This is a genomic window from Rhizobium sullae, from assembly GCF_025200715.1.
Taxonomy (GTDB): Bacteria; Pseudomonadota; Alphaproteobacteria; order Rhizobiales; family Rhizobiaceae; genus Rhizobium; species Rhizobium sullae.
In genome coordinates this window covers 1-19560 of record NZ_CP104146.1, presented here as the reverse complement: position 1 = coordinate 19560, position 19560 = coordinate 1, and the positions used below count along the sequence as shown (strand labels likewise).

The 19560-nt window shown below is 58.8% G+C and carries 10 protein-coding genes; 6 read left to right on the top strand and 4 right to left on the bottom strand.

Translation table 11 applies throughout. The features are described from left to right. Window positions 1–190 precede the first annotated feature (190 nt). The 5 genes from N2599_RS36475 (at window position 191) to N2599_RS36455 (ending at window position 12546) form a co-directional block, all read left to right on the top strand. Window positions 191–2845, top strand: a complete 2655-nt coding sequence (locus tag N2599_RS36475; RefSeq protein ID WP_027513416.1) for a PD-(D/E)XK nuclease family protein — start codon at window positions 191–193, stop codon at window positions 2843–2845. After that, window positions 2845–6243 (top strand): UvrD-helicase domain-containing protein, encoded by a 3399-nt coding sequence (locus N2599_RS36470; protein WP_037143942.1) that lies wholly within the window; start codon window positions 2845–2847, stop codon window positions 6241–6243. Before N2599_RS36475 ends, N2599_RS36470 begins: the two co-directional genes overlap by 1 nt. Window positions 6244–6354: 111 nt before the next feature. After that, a complete protein-coding gene (locus N2599_RS36465) occupies window positions 6355–7521 on the top strand; it encodes a DUF6361 family protein (RefSeq protein ID WP_027513414.1) in 1167 nt (388 codons plus the stop codon). Further along, window positions 7511–9373, top strand: coding sequence for a phospholipase D family protein (locus N2599_RS36460; protein ID WP_027513413.1), 1863 nt, complete (start codon window positions 7511–7513; stop codon window positions 9371–9373). Before N2599_RS36465 ends, N2599_RS36460 begins: the two co-directional genes overlap by 11 nt. Continuing rightward, entirely contained in the window at window positions 9370–12546 is a 3177-nt protein-coding gene (locus tag N2599_RS36455) for a helicase-related protein (protein WP_084606703.1), read from the top strand. The genes N2599_RS36460 and N2599_RS36455 overlap by 4 nt, the downstream gene beginning before the upstream one ends. A gap of 90 nt (window positions 12547–12636) precedes the next feature. On the opposite strand, the gene N2599_RS36450 is transcribed toward N2599_RS36455, so the two are convergent. After that, entirely contained in the window at window positions 12637–13740 is a 1104-nt protein-coding gene (locus N2599_RS36450; RefSeq protein WP_027513412.1) for an RHE_PE00001 family protein, read from the bottom strand. A gap of 282 nt (window positions 13741–14022) precedes the next feature. Between N2599_RS36450 and N2599_RS36445 the strand changes: the two genes are divergently transcribed. Next, window positions 14023–14973 (top strand): recombinase family protein, encoded by a 951-nt coding sequence (locus N2599_RS36445; RefSeq protein WP_027513411.1) that lies wholly within the window; start codon window positions 14023–14025, stop codon window positions 14971–14973. An 816-nt stretch (window positions 14974–15789) separates the two neighbouring features. Here the strand turns inward: N2599_RS36445 and repC are convergent. The 3 genes from repC to repA all read right to left on the bottom strand — a co-directional run bounded on the left by repC (window position 15790) and on the right by repA (window position 19560). Then, window positions 15790–17073: a plasmid replication protein RepC gene (repC, locus tag N2599_RS36440; protein ID WP_027513410.1), complete on the bottom strand. Its 1284-nt coding sequence runs from the start codon at window positions 17071–17073 to the stop codon at window positions 15790–15792. Between the two features lie 235 nt (window positions 17074–17308). After that, on the bottom strand, window positions 17309–18322 hold the full coding sequence (gene repB / locus N2599_RS36435) for a plasmid partitioning protein RepB (RefSeq protein ID WP_245209323.1): 1014 nt from the start codon (window positions 18320–18322) through the stop codon (window positions 17309–17311). Window positions 18323–18351: 29 nt separating this feature from the next. Continuing rightward, entirely contained in the window at window positions 18352–19560 is a 1209-nt protein-coding gene (repA, locus tag N2599_RS36430) for a plasmid partitioning protein RepA (protein ID WP_027513408.1), read from the bottom strand.

Below are 19560 nucleotides of genomic sequence, written 5' to 3'. Positions count from 1 at the left end.
CCTAAGCAATAAACCTGTGAGTTACATTGTGGCGCAAGCATTTCGCGCCAAAGTGTACTTTCAAACCGTTGCTTGTAACTCGTAAGAAGGACCGTGCGGCCTGAAAATCGGGCGGCCGCGCGGTCCGGCAGCACAGCGAAGCCAACCGGGAACAACCCAAAACGGGATCCGGCCAGGAAGGGAAACATTCATGACCACCGCAAGCCGGTCAACACTTGTCGTCCATGGCCGCCTCGCTATGCGGGAAGCCCGGCTTGCGGCGGCCCGCGGCTGTCGCCACGGCCTCCAGATCATGTCTTTTGAACAGGCGGCTGTGCGGCTTGCCGGTGGTTTCGCCCGGCCGATCGATGAGGAAAGCCTACGCGTGGCAATCCAGACGGTTCTCCCCGATACCCCCATGGGCGAACTCGAAAGCATCAAGATGCTGCCGGGCATGATTGGCGCGGCGGCGGACACGCTGCACAAGGCTTGGCGCGCAGGCATCGATCTCGCAGCACGGGCAGGCGACCATCCACGCCTCGGCGCCATCGCTGGGCTGGAGGCTGCGGTGCTCGCGCAACTTCCGGAAGGAATGATGCGCCCCGTCGATATTGTTGCCGTTGCAAGCAGCCGAATTGCTCACGCACCGGCGATTTTCGGCGACCTCGAAATCGTCGGTCTGACGGAACTGTCTCCGTGCTGGCGTCCGCTGGTCAAGCAGCTTGCAGAGCGCATTCCGGTGCGATGGACGTCCGGCCCGCGCTCCGTTCCAGCCTGGCTCGGCGATTGCGGCGTCACCGTCGCCCAAGGCAGGATCGAAGAGCCGGCGGTCCGTTCCATCAGTTGCGCGACCGCCTACCACGAAGCCATCGAGGCGATGCGCTGGGCGCGTGCCTTGCTCGCCTCGGGCATCTCTCCCTCCGAAATCGCCATCGCGACTGCTTCACCGGCCGATTATGACGACCACTTCCTGGCGCTGCGCGCCGACGCCAATTTCGACCTGCATTTCGTCCACGGCGTCCGGGTCGTCGCGACACGTGAGGGACAGGCGGCCGCGGCACTTGCCGACATCGTCGTGCGAGGGCTCACCCAATCGCGTCTGCGCCGCTTGGCTTCGCTATGTCGAGAATCGGCGCCGCTGTCTGGACTTCCCGACGGGTGGCTGCGAGTCCTGCCGAGCGACGCGCCTTTGTCAACATCGGCCGCGTGGAACCGTCTGCTTTCGCGCCTCAGGCCGGAGGACTGGCCCGATGGCACGGACCACGTGCCGTCGCTGTGCGCAGTGGTCGAGAAATTGGCAAAAGGACCAGATGCCGCGCGGGAGATAGGCGAGGCCTTCCTCAAAGGTCGGGCGTGGTCCATCTGGCGCAAGGCGCTGCTTGCTGGGCCTGCGACGTCCATGGATGTCACGCTTGATACATTGAAGCAGGACGACGGGCTGGAGGCCTGCGTCTCGGTCGCCTGGATGCCGGCAAGCGCGCTTGCCGCATCGCCCCGGCGGTTCGTTCGGCTGATCGGACTCAACTCTTCGCGGTGGCCGCGCGCCATTTCTGAAGACAGGCTGATCCCAGATCACATTATTCCGACTGCCGACCTTGACCCTCTTCCCGTCAGCCTCGCCGATCGCAGGGATTTCGAAACGATCATTGCGACCACCTCCGGTGAGGTCGTCCTCTCCCGCGCCCGTCGTGACAGCGACGGCCGTTTGCTCGGCCGCAGCCCGTTGTTTGCCGCCTACGGCGATGAAACCTATCTGCGCCGCAATGCAACACCCGACCATGCCTTCAGCGAAACTGACCGACTGATGGCTCGGCCGCAGGAATTTGCCGCTAAACCACAGGCGATCGCCGCCCGCAGCTGCTGGCGGGACTGGCGCACGGGCGGCATCACGCCTCATGATGGCCTGGTCCGGCCTGATCATCCGCTCATTCTTGCGATCCTCGCGCGGACGCAATCGGCCAGTTCGCTGAAAACCCTGCTGCGCAGCCCGCTCGGCTATCTCTGGCGCTATGCCTTCGGCTGGAAGGCGCCGCAAAGTAGCGCCGAGCCTCTCGTGCTTGATGCGCTCGCGGCGGGCGATCTCACTCACCTGGTGCTTGATCGTGCCTTGCGGACGCTCGAAACGGCCGGAGGGTTGGCCTCCGCCAATGCGCCCGCCATCGAAAGAGCCGTGGCCGAGGCTGTGGACGAGGTCGCGGTCGACTGGGAAAGCGAACGCCCCGTTCCCCCCAATGTCATATGGGGCCGAACACTTGCTGACGTGCGCCTTCTGGCTGGTCAGGCGCTTGCCTATGGCGACGTGCATCTGCCGGGCAGCCGTTCCTATGGCGAAGTGCCCTTCGGTGGGTCAGAACCCAAGTCGACGGCAGAGCTACCTTGGGATGCGACCTTGCCCGTGGCAATTCCAGACACTGGGTTTTGCATCGCCGGCTACATCGATCGGCTCGATATTGCCGGCGACGGAAGCCGCGCGCTTGTTCGCGACTATAAGACTGGAAAGCCTCCCAAAGGCGAAATTCGGCTGAATGGCGGACGCGAACTCCAGCGCTGCCTCTACGCTTTCGCGGTAAAGGCGCTGTTGGGCGATCATGTCGCGATCAGCGCATCACTGCTTTATCCGCGCGAAGCGATCGACCTTCAGCTCAATGATCCAGAAGCCACGCTGACGGAAATCATCCAGCATCTGCGGGCGGCGCGAGGTGCGTTCGCGAGTGGCGCCGCTTTGCCAGGTCCGGATACGGGCAGCGATTATGACGATCTCGCTTTCGCTCTGCCGGCCAATGCCAGCGCCACCTACTGCAAACGCAAGCAATCCGCCGCGACCGAGCGGCTTGGCGAAGTCGCTCAGGTCTGGGAGGCGGAATAATGAATACCATGCAAAGAATTCTCAAGGATGATGACGCCCGGCGCGATGCCATCAGCGGACACGACCGGTCGATTCTGGTTGAGGCCGGCGCGGGTTCGGGCAAGACCGCGGTCATGGCAGGGCGCATCGCGGTCATGCTGGCGCAGGGTGTTGCACCGCGTGCTATTGCCGCAGTCACGTTCACGGAACTCGCCGCGAGCGAACTTCTTTCCCGCGTGCGGGACTTCGTCACTGATCTCGCCGCAGATCGCATTACGCCCGAACTCCGCGTCGGGTTGCCGAACGGTCTGTCGCAAGCGCAGCGCGATAACCTCATCGTCGCGAGCACGGCCATGGACGAGATCACCTGCTCGACCATCCACGGGTTCTGTCAGCGTCTAATCAAGCCTTACCCTGCCGAGGCGGATATCGATCCCGGTGCAACCGTCATGGACCGCAACCAGGCGGATCTCACCTTTCTCGAAATTGTCGATGACTGGCTGCGAGAACGCTTGTCGGGCAATCAGAGTGGGATCCTCGCCGAAATGGTGTTGCACAGTCCTGGCGAGACCGTGGCGCTCATGCATAAGATCGCCGAAGCATTGCGCCGGCGCAGGAGCCTCGTCGCGCCAGCGGCAACAGCACTTGCCCAGCACTTGCAGGCATTTCGCCAAACGGCCGATAGCCTCTCTGACTTCATGCGGGCAGCCGGCGTCACCGAGCCGGAGACCGAGGTCTACGCGGCTCGCTTTTCCGAAATGGCCATGCGCTTGCCAACTTCAGCTGATGCATCAACGCCTGCAGGTCTCATTGGACTGTTAGTGTCACGCCCCCATCCCGATCTGTGCACCAAGGCTGGCGGCTTTTCATCTTATCGCAAGAAGGGAAAATGGGTGGCCGCGGCGAAGCAAGCAGGGCTTTCCAAGGCCGACGGCGACCGGCTGAATGATGCAGCAGAGAGCCTGTTTGATGCGTGCTGCGCCGCCTGGACCGCGCTTCTACAGGCCGCGTCCGGCCAGGTGCTCGCGACGCTGATGGATGAGGCACGACCAATCTTGGAACGCTACCGAGAGCACAAGCGCGCCAGCGCCCAGCTCGATTTCGATGACCTCATATACGCTGCCCGCGATCTGCTCCGGGACCACGAGGCGGTACGGCAGGCGCTTGGACAGCGTTACGCCCGCGTTCTCGTCGATGAGTTTCAGGATACAGACCCCCTGCAGGCGGAAATCTTCTGGCGCCTGTGCGGCGATCCTGCAGACGAGGCGCAGGATTGGACAAACTTTCGTATTCGCCCCGGCGCGCTCTTCGTTGTTGGCGACCCGAAGCAAGCCATTTATCGCTTTCGCGGCGCAGATGTCGGGGCATATGTCCAGGCGCGCGCCGCCTTCGCGGCACAGGATGCAGACGGCCTGGTTTCAATCTCGACGAATTTCCGCTCCTGCGCCTCGATCCTCACATTCGTCAACGAGCGCTTCGAGGCGATCCTGTCAGCGGATGGACAGCCCGGCTTCACGGCGCTCGACCCTTTCCACAACGATCGCGGCGAAGGCCTTTGCGTCGCCGCCCTCGACATTGCCGTCGCGGACGCAGATGGCAAGGCCAGTGCCGAGCAGCAACGTGACGCGGAAGCCGACGCCGTGGCCGAACTCTGCGCCCGCTTGATCGGCAGCCACCACATTTTCGACCGAAAAAGTGGCGAGGACCGGCTTTGTCAGCCTGGCGATATCGCTCTCCTCGCCCCGACCGGCGCCGACCTGTGGCGCTATGAAGAAGCGCTGGAGCGGCGGGGCATTCCGGTGGCGACGCAGGCTGGCAAGGGCCTTTTCCGCCGGCAGGAGATTCAGGATCTCATTGCGCTGACCCGCGTGCTGGCAGATCGCCGTGACACCTTGGCATTGGGTGCGCTATTGCGCGGCCCACTTGTCGGGCTCAGTGAAGAAGAGCTTCTGGACATCAGTTGGACCTTGCCACGCTCGGAAGACGAACCCAACCGGATTCCTCGTCTCGATCTTGGCGTCGATCCGGCGGCTATCGGTCATCTTGTAGCTCGCGACGTGCTTCAAAAGCTGCAGGCGCTTCATCGGCGCAGCAACGGCACAACACCACACGCGCTTCTTTCGCAGGCCATAGATGTATTGCGCGTGCGTCCTATCCTCCTCGAACGACACCGCGGTCAGGCCGAACGCGCGCTCGCCAATGTCGATCTTTATCTCAGTCTGTCGACGAACTATGCGGTCCGCGGCTTGCGGGCATTCTCCGAGGCGATGACCGCGGCTTGGACCGACGAGGCCCGCGCCGTCGAGGGCCGGCCTGACGCTCAGGAAGAAGCCGTCGCGCTCTTCACCATGCACGCGGCCAAGGGCCTCGAATGGCCGATCGTCATTCCCATCAACACAATGACCGGTGTGATGCCGCCGGACAGCGCGGTGATCGACCGGCAGAACGATACGTTCTACTGCCCAATTCTCGGGGTCCCACCTTCCGGCTATGATATCGCGCGGCAGGCAGAAAAGGACGAGCTCGACCGTGAACGCGTCCGTCTCTGGTATGTCGCCGCGACGCGTGCCCGGGAGTTACTGGTTCTTCCGCGGCTCGACGTGACGCCTTCGAAATCGGCGTGGATCAGTCTCGTGGACTTGTCGATCGCAGCGCTCGCCGCGCTGGACACGTCGCACCTGCCGCCAGATGCCGTTGTGGTTGGCGGCGGCCCGAGCAACGGCCAGACACGCGAGGCTTTCGCCGCCGAGGCCGGCGGGATCGCAGATCGGCAAACGCGCTTGACGTGGCTTGCTCCAAGCCGCGACGAGAATGCAGCCGGGACGATACTGCAGAAAGAGGAACCGGATATCTGGAGCGGATCAGACCAAGGTGCGCCGACCGAGCTCGAAACACCCGCCTCCCCGCAGGGTGGCCGCGAGCGCGGGCTTATCCTGCATAAGCTGATGGAAGAGGTCTTGACCGGCGAAACCGACGACGCGCCCGCGGCGCTCGCCACACGCGCCGAGGAACATATCCGCGCGCTCGGCAAGGTTCCGGTCACTGATTCGGCCGCCGGACTCGTCCCGGAAGAGCTGGCCGGCTGCGTCAGCCGGACGCTGGTGCTGGCGGAAATCGCGCCCCTGCGGTCAAGTCTGCTTGCCGAGTTCCCCGTTTATGCCCTCCGTGCAGAGGACAATGAAATTGTCGCAACGGCAGGCATCGCGGATGCTCTTACGGTCAACCACGAAGGTCGCCCTGTCGTGGTGGTCGACTGGAAAAGCGATGTGAACCCAGATGCAAAGACACTGGACCAGTACCGGGGCCAGGTTCATGCCTATCTCGAAATGACAGGTGCCGAGCTGGGTCTGATCGTGCTGATGACGAGCGCGACCGTAATCGCCGTTAATCGCGCAAAGGCGCCTCTGCCGCCATACTGACGACGAGATCACCGCAGCCTGCGGATTGCCTCTTCGGCTGGTTTCTTAGCGGTGACAACACCGCCGCAGGAGCGAGCCGCCGATTTTAACTCACTGCCCAGACGGATGCACATGTCCTACCTTGCTTGGATTGATTTCGACCCAGAGGAACGTCGACGCGCTCAAACGCTCATCGACCTCTTCAAACAACCAGAAGCTCGCGACGAGCTGGGTTTAGGAACCGTGCGCGATGGCCTTGCCGATCTTCTTTTTCCCGGGACCAGCACCATCCAGACACGGCTACGCTATATGCTGTTCATTCCGTGGACCTATTGCGAGGCGCAAAGCCGCAAGGCGTCGCAAGCAGAACGGACAAATATTGCGCGCGATCTTGAATTTCGGCTGAGCGAAGCGTTGCTTCGCGGCGGCGAGACTATCGGCGTAATCGGCCGTGATGCGGGCCGAGACCTCAAGCGGCTTGCCTCAAGCGTGTACTGGGCGGGTCTGAACAGTCTTGGCATCCGCACCATGATGGGTTCGCAGGCAACCTTCCTGTCTTATGGTCCTGAAATTTTCAAGGATCACGACCTGAAGCTTTGGTCATCAAGCCTGCCGAAGGCGCCTGCAAATCTGTTTGAGGAGGCAACATTCGCTCTGACGCTGAAGGAAGCGGACTTTCTGCGCGACCGCATCGCCAGTAACGCGAAGCCGAGCCTGCTGAATGAACTGGCTGGGGCGGGAAAGTCCTTCAGCCAGGATTGGCCATGGCAGGTGAGCGAGAGCACCATCTCAAAGTCCAATCGCGCGCTATTGCGCCACGCGGAGAGATTCTCCGGCGTGATGTATGGTGCAAGCTTGCTCTACAATCTCTTGCTAGCGCTGCGTGCCGCTGAACGACCGAACGCAAAGAAGCACGCTGATGCACCGGCGCTGATAGAGCATTACCGCTCGCGTCTCGACGATTGGAAGACGAAGCTCGTTTTCCTCGAATTGAACAGCTGGGACCTTGACGATCTCTTTAGCCTGATTGGAACGACCAGCCACACTCTAACGAAAGCATCGCGAGATTTTATCCGAGCATGGATATCGATAGCGCGAGAGGGGGCAAGGCACTTGGAAACCAACAGTTCCGCCATCGACCTCTTGAAGCTTCGAGAACAAAGCCTCAAGCGGTTAAAGGCGCGGCTTTTGCATGATGCACCACTGGAAAGGTGGTCGGGCGCCTCCGGCGACGCCCGTCTCGATTTCAGATGGGGAATTTCCAAAAACTACCTTGGAGAACTCGCCGATGCCAGCTGAACCCGCCTTTCACCCTGAAAATCGTCAGCTTTACACGGCACTCATGCGGGCGCCCGATCAATACCAGTTCGACAACGCCGTCGCGACGACCTACTCTCTCGACTTCGAAACTGCCCTCACCATTCCAATAACGATCGTTTTTCGAGATGCCGAAAACCGCGACGAGATGTTGCGAAGCCCTCTGGCTTTGCTGCAAAGCGTAGAGCGAATAGCCGGCAAAATGGCCATTTACTGTGATCGGGGCCGCATTAAGGAGGCTCACCCGAATGCAGCACGGCTGATGGCACTCTATGAGAAGACGATCATCGAGGTTTCGGCTCCAGGCGGCGGTGCTTTCCATCCCAAACTGTGGTGCATTCGTTTCAAACCCGAGCGCGAGGGGCAGCCTACGCGCATGCGGCTTGCGGTTCTTTCCAGAAATCTGACGAATGACAGATGTTGGGATTTGGCTCTTTGCCTCGATGGTAAGGTTCAAGAACATGTCAATGATGACAATGGACCCATTGTGCAGCTTCTTCGTGCTCTTCCGGGCCTGGCAAATTCGGCCACTCGTCCGACCGCGCCAAAATTTCTTCCATCATTATTGCGCGACCTTGAGCGCTGCACCTGGGAAGATCTCCCCGCAGGGGCTACCAAGGTTAGCTTCGCAGTCAATGGCCTGAATTCAAGCGCATGGTCTCCGCAAAAGGGTGATCGCCTTGCCATCCTGTCGCCTTTCGTCAGCGGTGCCGCGCTTGAGCGCCTCTCCCAGGGTTACGACCAACCCTCCGCCTGTCAGCTTGTCGCTCGCGCTGAGGAGCTAGACTGCATCAAGCCTGACATTCGCAAGCATTTTGAGATACAGACCCTGGATGACAGGGCGACACGACATGAGGAAGAAGATAGTGACGACCGCGAGGCCACCGATCTCGAAGGTCTGCATGCCAAGGCGTACATCGTCGAACGGGGCTCACGTCTGCACATCCACCTTGGCTCTGCCAACGCAACGACCGCCGCACTGGTGCCTGCCCACGGCGGTCGCACGCAAAACGTGGAAGTCATGGCGACCCTTGATGGTCCCAAAAGCCGCATGGGTTCCATTGCAGACACACTATTCTCGGAGGGATTTCAGCGCCTTCTGACGCCCTACGTGCCGTCTGCGCCAGTCGAACAGGACGCTGCTGCGCTTGCTGAAAAGGTCCTCGAGAAATTACGCACCAAGATCTCAGCCCTGCCGTTCGATCTCCACTGTACACAATTGCCTGAAGGCGTTGGCCTCGAACTGGCCGTTGCGGGCAACACAGCGCCAATCGAAATTCCAGCTGGCGTGAAATGTTTCATTCGGCCGATCACGGTTGCGAATGAACAGGGCTACGACGTAGCGCCGCTGCTCTGTGGCACAGCCCCGAGGATGGCTGTCAGCACTGTTCCATTGAGCGATGTCACACGTTGGCTGGGGATGCGGCTCCGGGACGAGGAAACGGGTGTATCGATTGCATTCACTCTGGGCGCCCGGCTCATTGGCCTGCCCGACGGACGGGACGCTGCAGTGCTGCGGGCGCACATAGCCAATGTCGAGAACTTTTTCCGCTATCTGAGTATGCTTCTCGGAAGTTTGGGTGAAGGCAGTTTCCTGGAGAGCGATAAGGCAGGCGAAGGTCAGTGGCTTCGACGCCTTGCTCAAGGTGGAAACGCGCTGCTGGAGCCAATGGTACGAGCTCTTGCGCTCGCTGGTGACGAGCTTGCCGAGGTCGATCAGCTTATTGAACACCTCAAAGACCCCGACACGGGCAAGAGCATCGTCCCCGAAGATTTTCTAAAGTTGTGGGCCAGCTTTGCGCCGCTCGCGACGACCAAGGGCACCCGAAAATGACCTATCAAGCAGACGAGCATCTGAAGCTGCTCAAGCCCTTTCAGCGCGCCACGGTCGACTATGTGTTTCGGCGTCTTTTCACCGACCCGCGGACGACGAGGCAGTTTCTCGTGGCCGATGAGGTTGGTCTTGGCAAGACCATGGTGGCCCGAGGTGTCATTGCAAAGGCGATTGAAGAGCTGACCGGCAAGGTTGATCGTATCGACGTCGTCTACATTTGCTCAAACCAGGCGATCGCCGAGCAGAACATCAAGTCGCTCAACGTCATCGGTTCGGCGGCAAAACCGTTGAACACCCGCCTCACCTTGCTGCCACTGGAAATCGAGCAGGACGGCGGAATTGCCTCCCGACCCATAAATCTGATCAGTCTCACCCCAGGAACCGCACTCGATCTGAAGTCATCGCTCGGTACCGCAAAGGAACGCGCACTCATTTACGAGATGCTGAGGAAGAGGATCGGCATTCGACACAAGGGCATACAGCGGGTTTTCCGCGGCGGTGTCGATGCCGAAAACTGGCCAGGCTGGACGGACTGGATGCGTGGCCAGAAAATCTCTGAAGAAATCGCCAAGAATTTCAACGTGGCTGTCGGAGACGAATTCATTGTGCGAATTCGTGCCGCCTCGGAATTGGCTAGGAGCAAAAAGAAGCCAGTTTATCCTCCCGATCAGCGGCCGGCTGTCATGATCGGGGAGTTGCGCCGTATCCTGGCTCGGATTTGCGTTGATGCCTTAAGTCCAGATTTGATCATCCTTGACGAATTTCAGCGGTTTGCCGACCTGCTGCACGAGCACGATGAGCAGTCGGCGCCCGAAAAGGCAGCCGCAGCGGAGCTCGCGCGTGCTCTCTTTTCCTACTCTGGCACTGATGGCTCGAAAGCGCGCCTGTTGCTGCTATCAGCTACACCATACCGCATGCTGACATTGAATAGTGACGATCCGGAAGAGGGCGATCACTACGGTGATTTCTTGCGTACCATGCGCTTCCTGTTCGGGGAAGAAGATGGTGAGGTGCGGATTAGAGAACTTGAACGGGAGCTTAAAGGTTTCCGCCGTGCGCTGCAGGCTATGCCCGAGATGAGGGTTCACGCCCGTTTCCGGCGTGACCGTGTCCAGCACATTCTGGCCAAGGTGATCGCCCGGACCGAACGCGTGGATTCCACCGACGACCGAAACGCTCTGGTCAAGGAAAGCAAGCCAGAGCTGACGATCGAGACGGAGGATCTCAAGGAAGCGAAGGCTATTGCCCACGTGGCGGCCATCGTCGGCGCGCCGGGTATCGTCGAGTATTGGAAGTCATCGCCATATCTGCTCAATTTCATGCGTGAATACAAACTTCGCCAGAAACTGCAGACGCTCAAACTACAGCCCTCCAGCGAACTGCGCAGCGCAATCAAGGCTGCAGCTCCGTTCCTCATTAGCAAGGAGCAGGTTGAGAGTTATGGAGAAATCCCGCTGAGAAACGCGAGGATGCGCGTGGTAGCCGACACGGCCTTCGAACACGGACTCGATCGCGCATTGTGGCTTCCGCCCTCTCGGCCATCATACGGAGAGCAGGTCCCGGCCACGAAGTCGCTGATATTTTCAGACTGGTCGATGGTGCCGGACGCGATCGCTGCGCTTCTGTCGCATGAAGCAAGCCGTCGCATGGGCATGACAAGCGATCTCGTCAGCCGCACCAGCCGCCCGATTGGCATCGAGGAGATGATGCCAATGCTGTGCCCCTCCCCTACTCTGGCGGCGTGGGTTGACCCGCTAGCATTGGAACGCCGGTTTGGACGTGCTTCAAGATATGATGACCTGCACCTCCAGGCTGTTGAAGTGCTCACCGAGCGTATCGACGCGAGCCGACTATTACCCCTGACCAAGCGATCCGATCGGCTCCTGCCGCTCACACTTGAGGAAGAATTGGGAGAGGGCGTGGACTGGGGAAGGGTCGGTGCTATCGAGCACGAAGGCCATGATGAGCACGGGGCAATGGCGCGCGCCATTGAGGTAATCGGAAACGCAGTCGAAGCCGAAGATCATCCTGACGATTCAGACGTCAAAGATACTTACGGCAAGCTCGCAGAATTTGCCCTTGGATCCCCCGCGACCTGCGCACTTCGCGCGTTGGGCCGCCTGTGCCCGGAGCTACCTCTGAACGACCCTGCCCTTATCGGGGCAGCGATGGTGATCGCTCTCGGATTTCGGAGTTTGTATAATCAACCCGAGAGCAGGGCGTTGTTGGGAGAAACATCGCCCCTGAACTACTGGCGCCAAATCAATGCGCATGCAGCGAGACACGACTTGGCAGCTGTCTTGGATGAATACCTCCAACTCGTGATTGACGCTGAACACGCTACCGAATTGGACGCCGAAAAACGCGCGGCTCTCATCGCCAATAAGGTTGTCGAAGTCGTCGCATTGAGACCAGCTCAGATAACGCTGGATCACTGGACAGCTGGACGCTCGCGCTTGCACGATAAGACCTTCGAGGTGCGTGCGCGATTTGCGATGCGGTTTGCGACAAAAGCCGAGGATGAAAAAGGCATTCGCCGTACGACGCTCGTGCAAGCCGCGTTCAAGTCGCCTTTCCGTCCGTTTGTCCTGGCGTCAACCTCGATCGGCCAGGAGGGTTTGGATTTCCACCCTTACTGTTCCCGGGTTGTTCATTGGAATCTGCCCCGTAATCCCGTCGATATTGAACAGCGCGAAGGCCGGGTTCACCGCTTCAAAAATCACGCGGTCCGCCGCAATATCGCTGCCAAGCTTGGTGATTCTGCGATCTGCACCGATGCGCTTGTCGCACCATGGGAGCGCATGTTCGAGGACGCTCGGAAGCATGAAATCGCGCAAGGTCGCCCTGGCGATATCGTCCCCTACTGGCTCTTCCCCGGCGACAACAAAATTGAGCGCGTTGTTCTTATTCCCCCGTTTAGCAGGGAGGTTGAGCGCTTCGAGAATTTGAAGAAATCTCTGGCGACATATCGACTGGCCTTCGGCCAGCCTCGCCAAGACGAACTAATCAACCTATTTTCCGCCTTCGGACCAGAGGTGGTCGCGGAGTTGAGCAATCTGCAAATATCGCTCAGGCCATTGGCGATGGGGAGCTCACGTTTCGTCGGGCCTGGTTCAGAAATCGGGATTGTTGTATCGAACGCGGATACGCCCGATAACACCCTCTCCTCGTGACCTGCTAAGCTTAGCGCGACACTTTATTTTTTGGGGCGCCCTGCATTGCAAAGCCGGCATCGATTGACGCGGCAGTTTGTTCTCCCGCGTCTACAGAATCCCCCATACGCGGTAGCTCCCGCGGCCGGTCAATTCCCGGACACCTAGCTCGCTGACGAGATCGAGCGCGCCGCGATGGCTAATCTTCAAACTCTTCACAATCATCGACGAGGACACGACTGGGCTGGCGATGAGAAGATCGACAAGGGCGGGCAGGCTGCTGGACGACCGCTTGTTTCTTAGCTTCCGCTGTAGTTGCTCCCGCGCTTGGCCGAGCCTTATGACTTCTTTGATCCCAACTTCCGAGGCGATACCCATGGCAGCCAGGCCGGCGACCAAACGCGATGTCCTGTTCCGCGAGCGCCGCATCTCGCGAGGAATGGATTTCAGGCCAACATTCAAACAAAACAGATGTGACGTCACTTTGCCCCGCGACCGCAGGTAAGAATTCACCAACTGCCCGCCTAACCAGTGTTGCCTTTGCAGTGGTTCCAGGTTTTCCCATGCGTCCCATAGGATTGCTGCCGCAAGTGTTGCAGGGAGGGCTTCGACCTCCCGCAAACTCGAGCTCCATTTCGACAGCCTGTCGTCTTCGTCCCAATCCGGGTCGCGGATGAAAAGCTCTCCGACGACGACAGGATCCGATTTCGCTTCCTCGTCTATCCGCAGAAGCGTACGTGTCGATCGGGTAAGAACAGCGTCTATTTCGGCCATCTCCGTGGCGAACCCGTCCTCAATGTCCGCCGGGGATGACGACAGCGTGTGACTTTGATCATTCTCCCCAGCACCGGTTCGGCGCATCGTGGACGACCGTCGACCGGCCAAGTGCTCCATGCCGGCCTTGGTGATCGCCCAAACTGATCCTTGCTCCGTGATGCTGCGCCGGGACCGAAGGATTGAGTGCGCAATAGTAATTTCATGCGTCGGGGTGCGTACATCCATGTTGGCATCGTGGAGAACCAGATCCTCGATATGGACAAGTTCGCCAGCAACCCACATACTAGCGGCCGCTTCCGAGAAGTGTGCCCTCTTGGCATACCCCTCACCTATCGTGCTCCGCCGAACGATCTCATCGAGGCGCGCCAGTTGATCCTCGGCCCTAGACAGGGCCGGAAGAAGCGTGGTCAGAGGCAAATCACCGATTTTATAAGACATTGAAATCACATAACTTTTTTAATGATCCTGAAGTGAATATAGCATTTACTTCAACCGTAGGAGACACTTTTTCTCGCGCGCGTACTGTATGAGCAGGCGGGCGTTGGGGATTGTACAGCAGCATCGGCAGGCGCGCGAAAATTGCCGAAAGTGATGGATTTCAGCTCCTTACCGGCTTGCTAGGACAGCACAAAAACCTCTAGAGACGTTTACAAACGATCGTTTATCCGTATCTTCTGCATTTGGAAAAACGGCTAGTCGCCGGTCTAAAAGGTGCTCCAAATGGCTCGAAACCTTCAAAATCGCTCACCTCGGCGGCCTCAGGGCCGCCTGATCGGCTATGCGCGCGTTTCGACGGATGAACAGGCGACGGAGGCGCAGGAGATCGAACTCCGCTCGGCCGGCTGTGACAGTATCGTTCAGGAGCACGGTTCCGGCGCATCGAGCGCCCGTCCAGCGCTGTCCAAACTGCTTCGGGAGATCAACGCTGACGACACACTGTTGGTCGTGCGGCTCGATCGTCTGGCGCGATCCGTCAGCCATCTGCTCGAAGTGATCGAAGATCTGACAGCGAAGAAAGCGCATTTTCGGTCGCTCCGCGATCCCATCGACACGACCACGCCGCAGGGAATGTTTTCGCTTCAGGTGCTCGGCGCCGTGGCGCAGCTCGAACGCGCCCTGATATCCGAACGAACGAAGGCAGGCATCAAGGCAGCCAAATCCAAGGGCAAGCTGCCCGGCAACCCCGGCATCCGCGAAAAACGTCCGGAGGCGCTGGCCAAGATGACCGCGGTGCAGAAAGCCGCCTACGGGGATCGTATCCAGGCTTCCGCAAACCAGTGGCTTCCAACCGTTCGGCGCATGCGGCCGGATCATACCTGGGATGACATTGCTCGCGTCTTGAAACAACGCGGCCTTAACTGGACACCCGAGCGTCTTCGCCGCGCGGTGAAGTGGCTCGTTGCGGAGCGCATGGCCGATCCGGCTTTGCTCCGAAAGTCCCCTCCCCGTCTGCCTGAAGATCGGTTGATGACGCTGGTGGCCGGCATTCATTCGTCGAACCCGGAACTGAAGCTGCGCGAGATCGCGGCCCGGCTCGAACGGCTGCACGAGCGCACACCCCGCGGCGGCTCCAAGTGGTCGCCCTCCTCTGTGAAGAACCTCATCGACCGCGCCCGCCGATCGGGATTGATCGATAGCGCCAGCGACCCAGCCTTGCTTGTCGCCGTGTAACGGCGGAACCGTCATTGCGATTTCGTCCTGTGCAGGCTCTTCACCAGCGAAACCCTGCAGGCGATCTGCGGCTTCGGCATCACTATTCGACCAGCCATCCGATTTCTCAGTGGGTCTCTGGCGTCAAGCTTTGCCGGGAGCAATGCCCTGACTTTCGCCAGGTTGAGGACTTCCCCTCTTTGGCGCGATTTGTCAGGCGGCGCAAATAGTCGCCGGTGATTGAATTTGACCCGCCCACCGTCACACTGCAGCAGCGTGATCGACGCAAGCCGTACAGATCACACGGGCATGTCTTAAAGTTTCCACAATCTCCTCAAAAGGCAGAAATAGTTCACCGGCCTCGCAGAGGGCTCGTTCTGTCGTACAGGCTGAACTTCGAGATAGATCAGCGGGCCCGGCGCATGCTGAGCCATTTGCGGGGCGAGTTTTGCGAAAAGCGGCGGGCTGTCTTGCGGCGGGGAACCCGCCACAGGCCGACCGTAGTCGCCGCCGTGGGGCCAATTCGCAGCGCCCCAGTCGTCACACGAGCAATCTCTTACTCCGTACCAACGGAGTCCAAGAACAACCACCATCTGCCAGATGGATGCCGCCGGCGTGCAAGTGAGAGCAATCGCATTGTAGCGGTCATGAAGCGGCGCGAGGACCGGACCTTTTCAAAGATACATGCGACACCTAACTTAGCTGCTAATCCTGCCTGCCCCTAAAAGTAACAGCTGTTACTTTCCGCTTGCAAATCCGTCTGAAAACCCTCGAGACGTACCATCTAGGCGCGATTGGTCTCGCGCTTTTGGCGCGTCGTTTGAAAAGTAACAGCTGTTACTTTTCAACAGCCTCGCCCGATACGCCGTAAAAACCGGCTGCCAATCCAAACAACGACCGCTCGAGATTCAGCTTCCCCTCCACTGCCCGATCTATCATGGCACGGAAATAGCCGGCAGGCTTCGATATCTGCTCTGGATCACGGATCGATTTTTCCAGAACCGTCGCCAAGATCGCGCTTGCGCCGTATAGACCTACCTTTGACCGCCCATCTGCCCATCCAGCCTCGGAGAGACCGATCATTCGCCGCAACATCTCCCCGGACTGACCCAAGGCCGACCAGTTTTCAAAACGCATACCAATCATGCCCTGTGCTTCACGGCAGGCCACCTGCAAAAGTCCGATGGACACAGAAGCCAGCATCTCGCCCTGCACTGTATCACTGTCGCGTTGCTCCCCAGGCTCCAAGCGTACTTGCCTAGCTCCGTTGTCCGACCCAGGCTTTATTTCGAAAGCCTTTTCGGCAGCAGAGCTGCCGCTATTGTTTTGATGTTCCCGCTCGTTAGAGCGGGTCCGGTTGTTATTACAAGAATATGTCGATTCATGGGTTGTAGTAGTATTAGGCGTGACACTCATGTCACCCTCGCATGACAGATTATGCTCGAACCGATCAGTAGTTGTCTCCACTACGATCTCGGCGTGCAGCACCCTAAACTCTTCCGCGCGCAGCTCCAGATCTACGCCTGATGTCTGCAACAGAGCTGCCCGGCCTCTCCATTCTGCACTGTTCTCTGGAAAGGCGCGCCCCAGATCTTCGATCGCGCGGGAAAGACGAGAGATGTCCCTTTTCGCTGCAAGTTCTCGGTTTAGTTTGAGCTGGTACTGGTCGACGGCCGCCTTGATCTCCGCCGCTCGGACCCGAGCAGGCGTGAAATCGATGCCGTAGCCAACGGACATGTCACCATGATTGTCGCGGTACACAAACCGCCGGCCCGTCGCACTGTCGCGATAGGCAGCAATACCAACTTCAACCAGGCGCCGAATGCAACGAATTACCGTTCGCTCAGATCGCATGGTGTATTCCGCAAGCTTTGCATTCGAGATCGCAACGATCGGACGTCCTGCGCCTTTCCAATCATCCGCACGCGATAGGCCAAGGAGGATATCCATGACATGGTAGGCTGTTCCATCAATGCCGAGGACAGGTGCGGCCCGTTTTAACAGCAGGGCGATCTCACCTTTTGTAATGTCAGGAACATCATTCGCCATGGCAAGCCTTGCGCTGGCAACGATGCCCGGTGTAATGCGTCTGAAAGACGCGACGGACGTAATTTCGGTCATAGCTTTCCCGCTGCGGTCCAAAGAGCCACAGTTCCAAATGTTGTTTTTAGGGAAGCCAAGCAGAAGCAGGACGTAAAAAATCGATCCCTGGAGTTACAGAGACTTGATTAAGCGTCAGGACCGTCCTAGAATCAGAATGCTAGAGCTGATGTCGGCGGTTCGAATTCGTTCCGTTGGCTAATGAATCAAGGGTCTGTCGATTGGCGTCGACGGCCCTTTTTTCGCTTGCATCATTTCATTGCTGGTCTCCCTCTCGCTGCGTCGACTGAAATTCCTCGACTAGTTCTGGCAGTCTCTGAACAAGCCAAGCCGACAGCCCTGGAATCCGATTGTCCGGAATAGAAAATTTGGTCGCAGTGTCGGATCGTCTCGCAACGATCACGTGACCGCCCGCTACCTCAATCTCCGTTACATCTGGTTCTCGTTTTACTGGTTGATCCAGGGCGGCGAATACCAACCCGAACCGCTGGTCGCTATCGCTGCCAGCCCACTCGGAAGAGCTAACAACGGCATCAACGGCTTCGCTTTGCTCGCGGGAAAGCCGGCCATCTTTTATGAAGGAGCCCAGTTTCTCCCATTTCGGACGACCGATTGCAGATGCAGGGCCAATTAAACGAACAAGATCAGCGGGCAACAACGACGCGGTGTTCGTGAGGATCGAGATGTAGGCTAGTCGTTGGCCTTCCTTGCGCCCGAGAGCATCTGAAATTACCTCCCGCGAGTAACCCCGTGCCTTAAGCGCCAGCGCAAAGAGAGCTTGCTCGATAAAGGACAGGTTCAGGCGTTCGGAATTCTCGATCCCTTGCGATATGACGAGCTCTTCGTCTGACAGCGCGCGAACGATCGCTTTCACCGGACGCTTTAGAATCTGGCATGCTCGAAGCCGTCTATGCCCGTAGGCGGCCTGGTAGTGTCCCGGCCTGTCGGCAAGGGGGCGCACCAGAATCGGCAGTTTCTGACCAGCTTCCTTTATGCCCTCGACGAAAGCCTGAAAGCTTCGGTCACCTTCAATGTCCAAGCGGTCGTTGACGAATGATGGGATCACGCGCTCCGGATCGAGCTCGACGATCGACTCTGACGTAGTCAGCTGATCGTGAAGCCGCTTATTCTCTTCTTCAATCGACACGAAAGCACGGTCCATCGACTTCACAGCGGCCGATCCTACGCGGCGTCTGTCTGTGTCCTCTACCGAAGCCGTCGTCGGCTTCGCAAGATCTTCCGGGTTCACACCGGCGAAGAGGCTTTTCATTCGTTGGTTTCGTTCGCGAGGATTCGTCATCATCTCCCCCAAACCTGCTTAATGTGGTGAAAGATTTCGGCGTTGACCGCATCAACAGATTCCAGGGCCCGATTGAGCGTGTCCCGTCCAACGCTTCCACGTGACATTTCATAGAGGCTTTTCTTCTCCAGGCCCGCGCTGGCGATTGCTGTAGTCTCGACTACAGCGGGCGCAAGCACGTCATCCTTGAACAACGATCTGAGAAGAGTAACAACGTTGATTTGCGGACTGTCGTTAGGGTTGTGCCGGGTCAGCACGTAGCGGATGAAATCATGGCTGAGGACACCGCCCCGCTCCTCGATGACATGCATCAAGTCGCTCATCATAGCGAGGAACTGGTTCATGCTCGCCACATCGATCATAGCAGGATGAATTGTAATCAGGAGGGCGGTGGCTGCACACAGGGCGCCAAGGGTTAGATAGCCAAGCTGTGGCGGGGCATCGATCAAAACCACATCGTAGTTTTCTTCCACCTCTCCAATGACTGCGCTTAAGCGCCTGAAAAAGATCCCGTCACCCCGACCGTGTCCATCGGCGATGGCCTGGGGTGTCTCATGTTCGTACTCCATGAGCTCAAGATTAGCCGGGATGAGATCGATCCCATCGAAATAGGTCTTTCGGATGACCTCCTGGATAGGTCGCCGATGCTGGTCGTAACGAATGGCCGCATAAACAGTCTCATTCTCATCGACATCGAATTCAGGCTGATATCCGAACATCGCCGAGAGCGAGGCCTGTGGGTCAAGATCAATTGCGAGGACCCTCAATCCCTGAATGGCAAGATAGTGCGCTAAATGCACGGTCGTCGTGGTTTTCGCCGAACCGCCTTTGAAGTTTGCGACAGCGATAACCTGCAGTTTGTCTCCTTCGCGACGGCGCGGTAGAAAATCCAGTGCTTCCGCCGGACGCCGGCGTGCGAGATGCGCGCGAATCTGGTTAATCTGTGGGAGTGTGTAGATCCGCCGTCCATTCTCCAGCCGATCGGGGATCGCACTTTCGCCATCCAACGACATCTGCCGCAATGTGGATTCAGCAATGCCGAGGAGGGAGGCAACATCGCGAGACGTGTAGGTCTTCAGCGTCTTTGCGGCCTCCGGCTCATAGAGACGTTCGCGAATCGATTGCAGTTGCGCAGAAAGCAACTGAGATTGCCTACTGATTTTGTCGGCAGATGATTCAGCTGCGTTCGTTTCGATTTTCGTCTTCAT

What these genes read in the sequence shown, in the direction of transcription:
- N2599_RS36450 (WP_027513412.1), bottom strand. Translation starts at nt 13,740, where the DNA reads ATGTCTTATAAAATCGGTGATTTGCCTCTGACCACGCTTCTTCCGGCC.
- repB (WP_245209323.1), bottom strand. Translation starts at nt 18,322, where the DNA reads ATGAAAAGCCTCTTCGCCGGTGTGAACCCGGAAGATCTTGCGAAGCCG.
- N2599_RS36465 (WP_027513414.1), top strand. Translation starts at nt 6,355, where the DNA reads ATGTCCTACCTTGCTTGGATTGATTTCGACCCAGAGGAACGTCGACGC.
- repC (WP_027513410.1), bottom strand. Translation starts at nt 17,073, where the DNA reads ATGACCGAAATTACGTCCGTCGCGTCTTTCAGACGCATTACACCGGGC.
- N2599_RS36470 (WP_037143942.1), top strand. Translation starts at nt 2,845, where the DNA reads ATGAATACCATGCAAAGAATTCTCAAGGATGATGACGCCCGGCGCGAT.
- N2599_RS36460 (WP_027513413.1), top strand. Translation starts at nt 7,511, where the DNA reads ATGCCAGCTGAACCCGCCTTTCACCCTGAAAATCGTCAGCTTTACACG.
- N2599_RS36445 (WP_027513411.1), top strand. Translation starts at nt 14,023, where the DNA reads ATGGCTCGAAACCTTCAAAATCGCTCACCTCGGCGGCCTCAGGGCCGC.
- N2599_RS36475 (WP_027513416.1), top strand. Translation starts at nt 191, where the DNA reads ATGACCACCGCAAGCCGGTCAACACTTGTCGTCCATGGCCGCCTCGCT.
- N2599_RS36455 (WP_084606703.1), top strand. Translation starts at nt 9,370, where the DNA reads ATGACCTATCAAGCAGACGAGCATCTGAAGCTGCTCAAGCCCTTTCAG.
- repA (WP_027513408.1), bottom strand. Translation starts at nt 19,560, where the DNA reads ATGAAGACGAAAATCGAAACGAACGCAGCTGAATCATCTGCCGACAAA.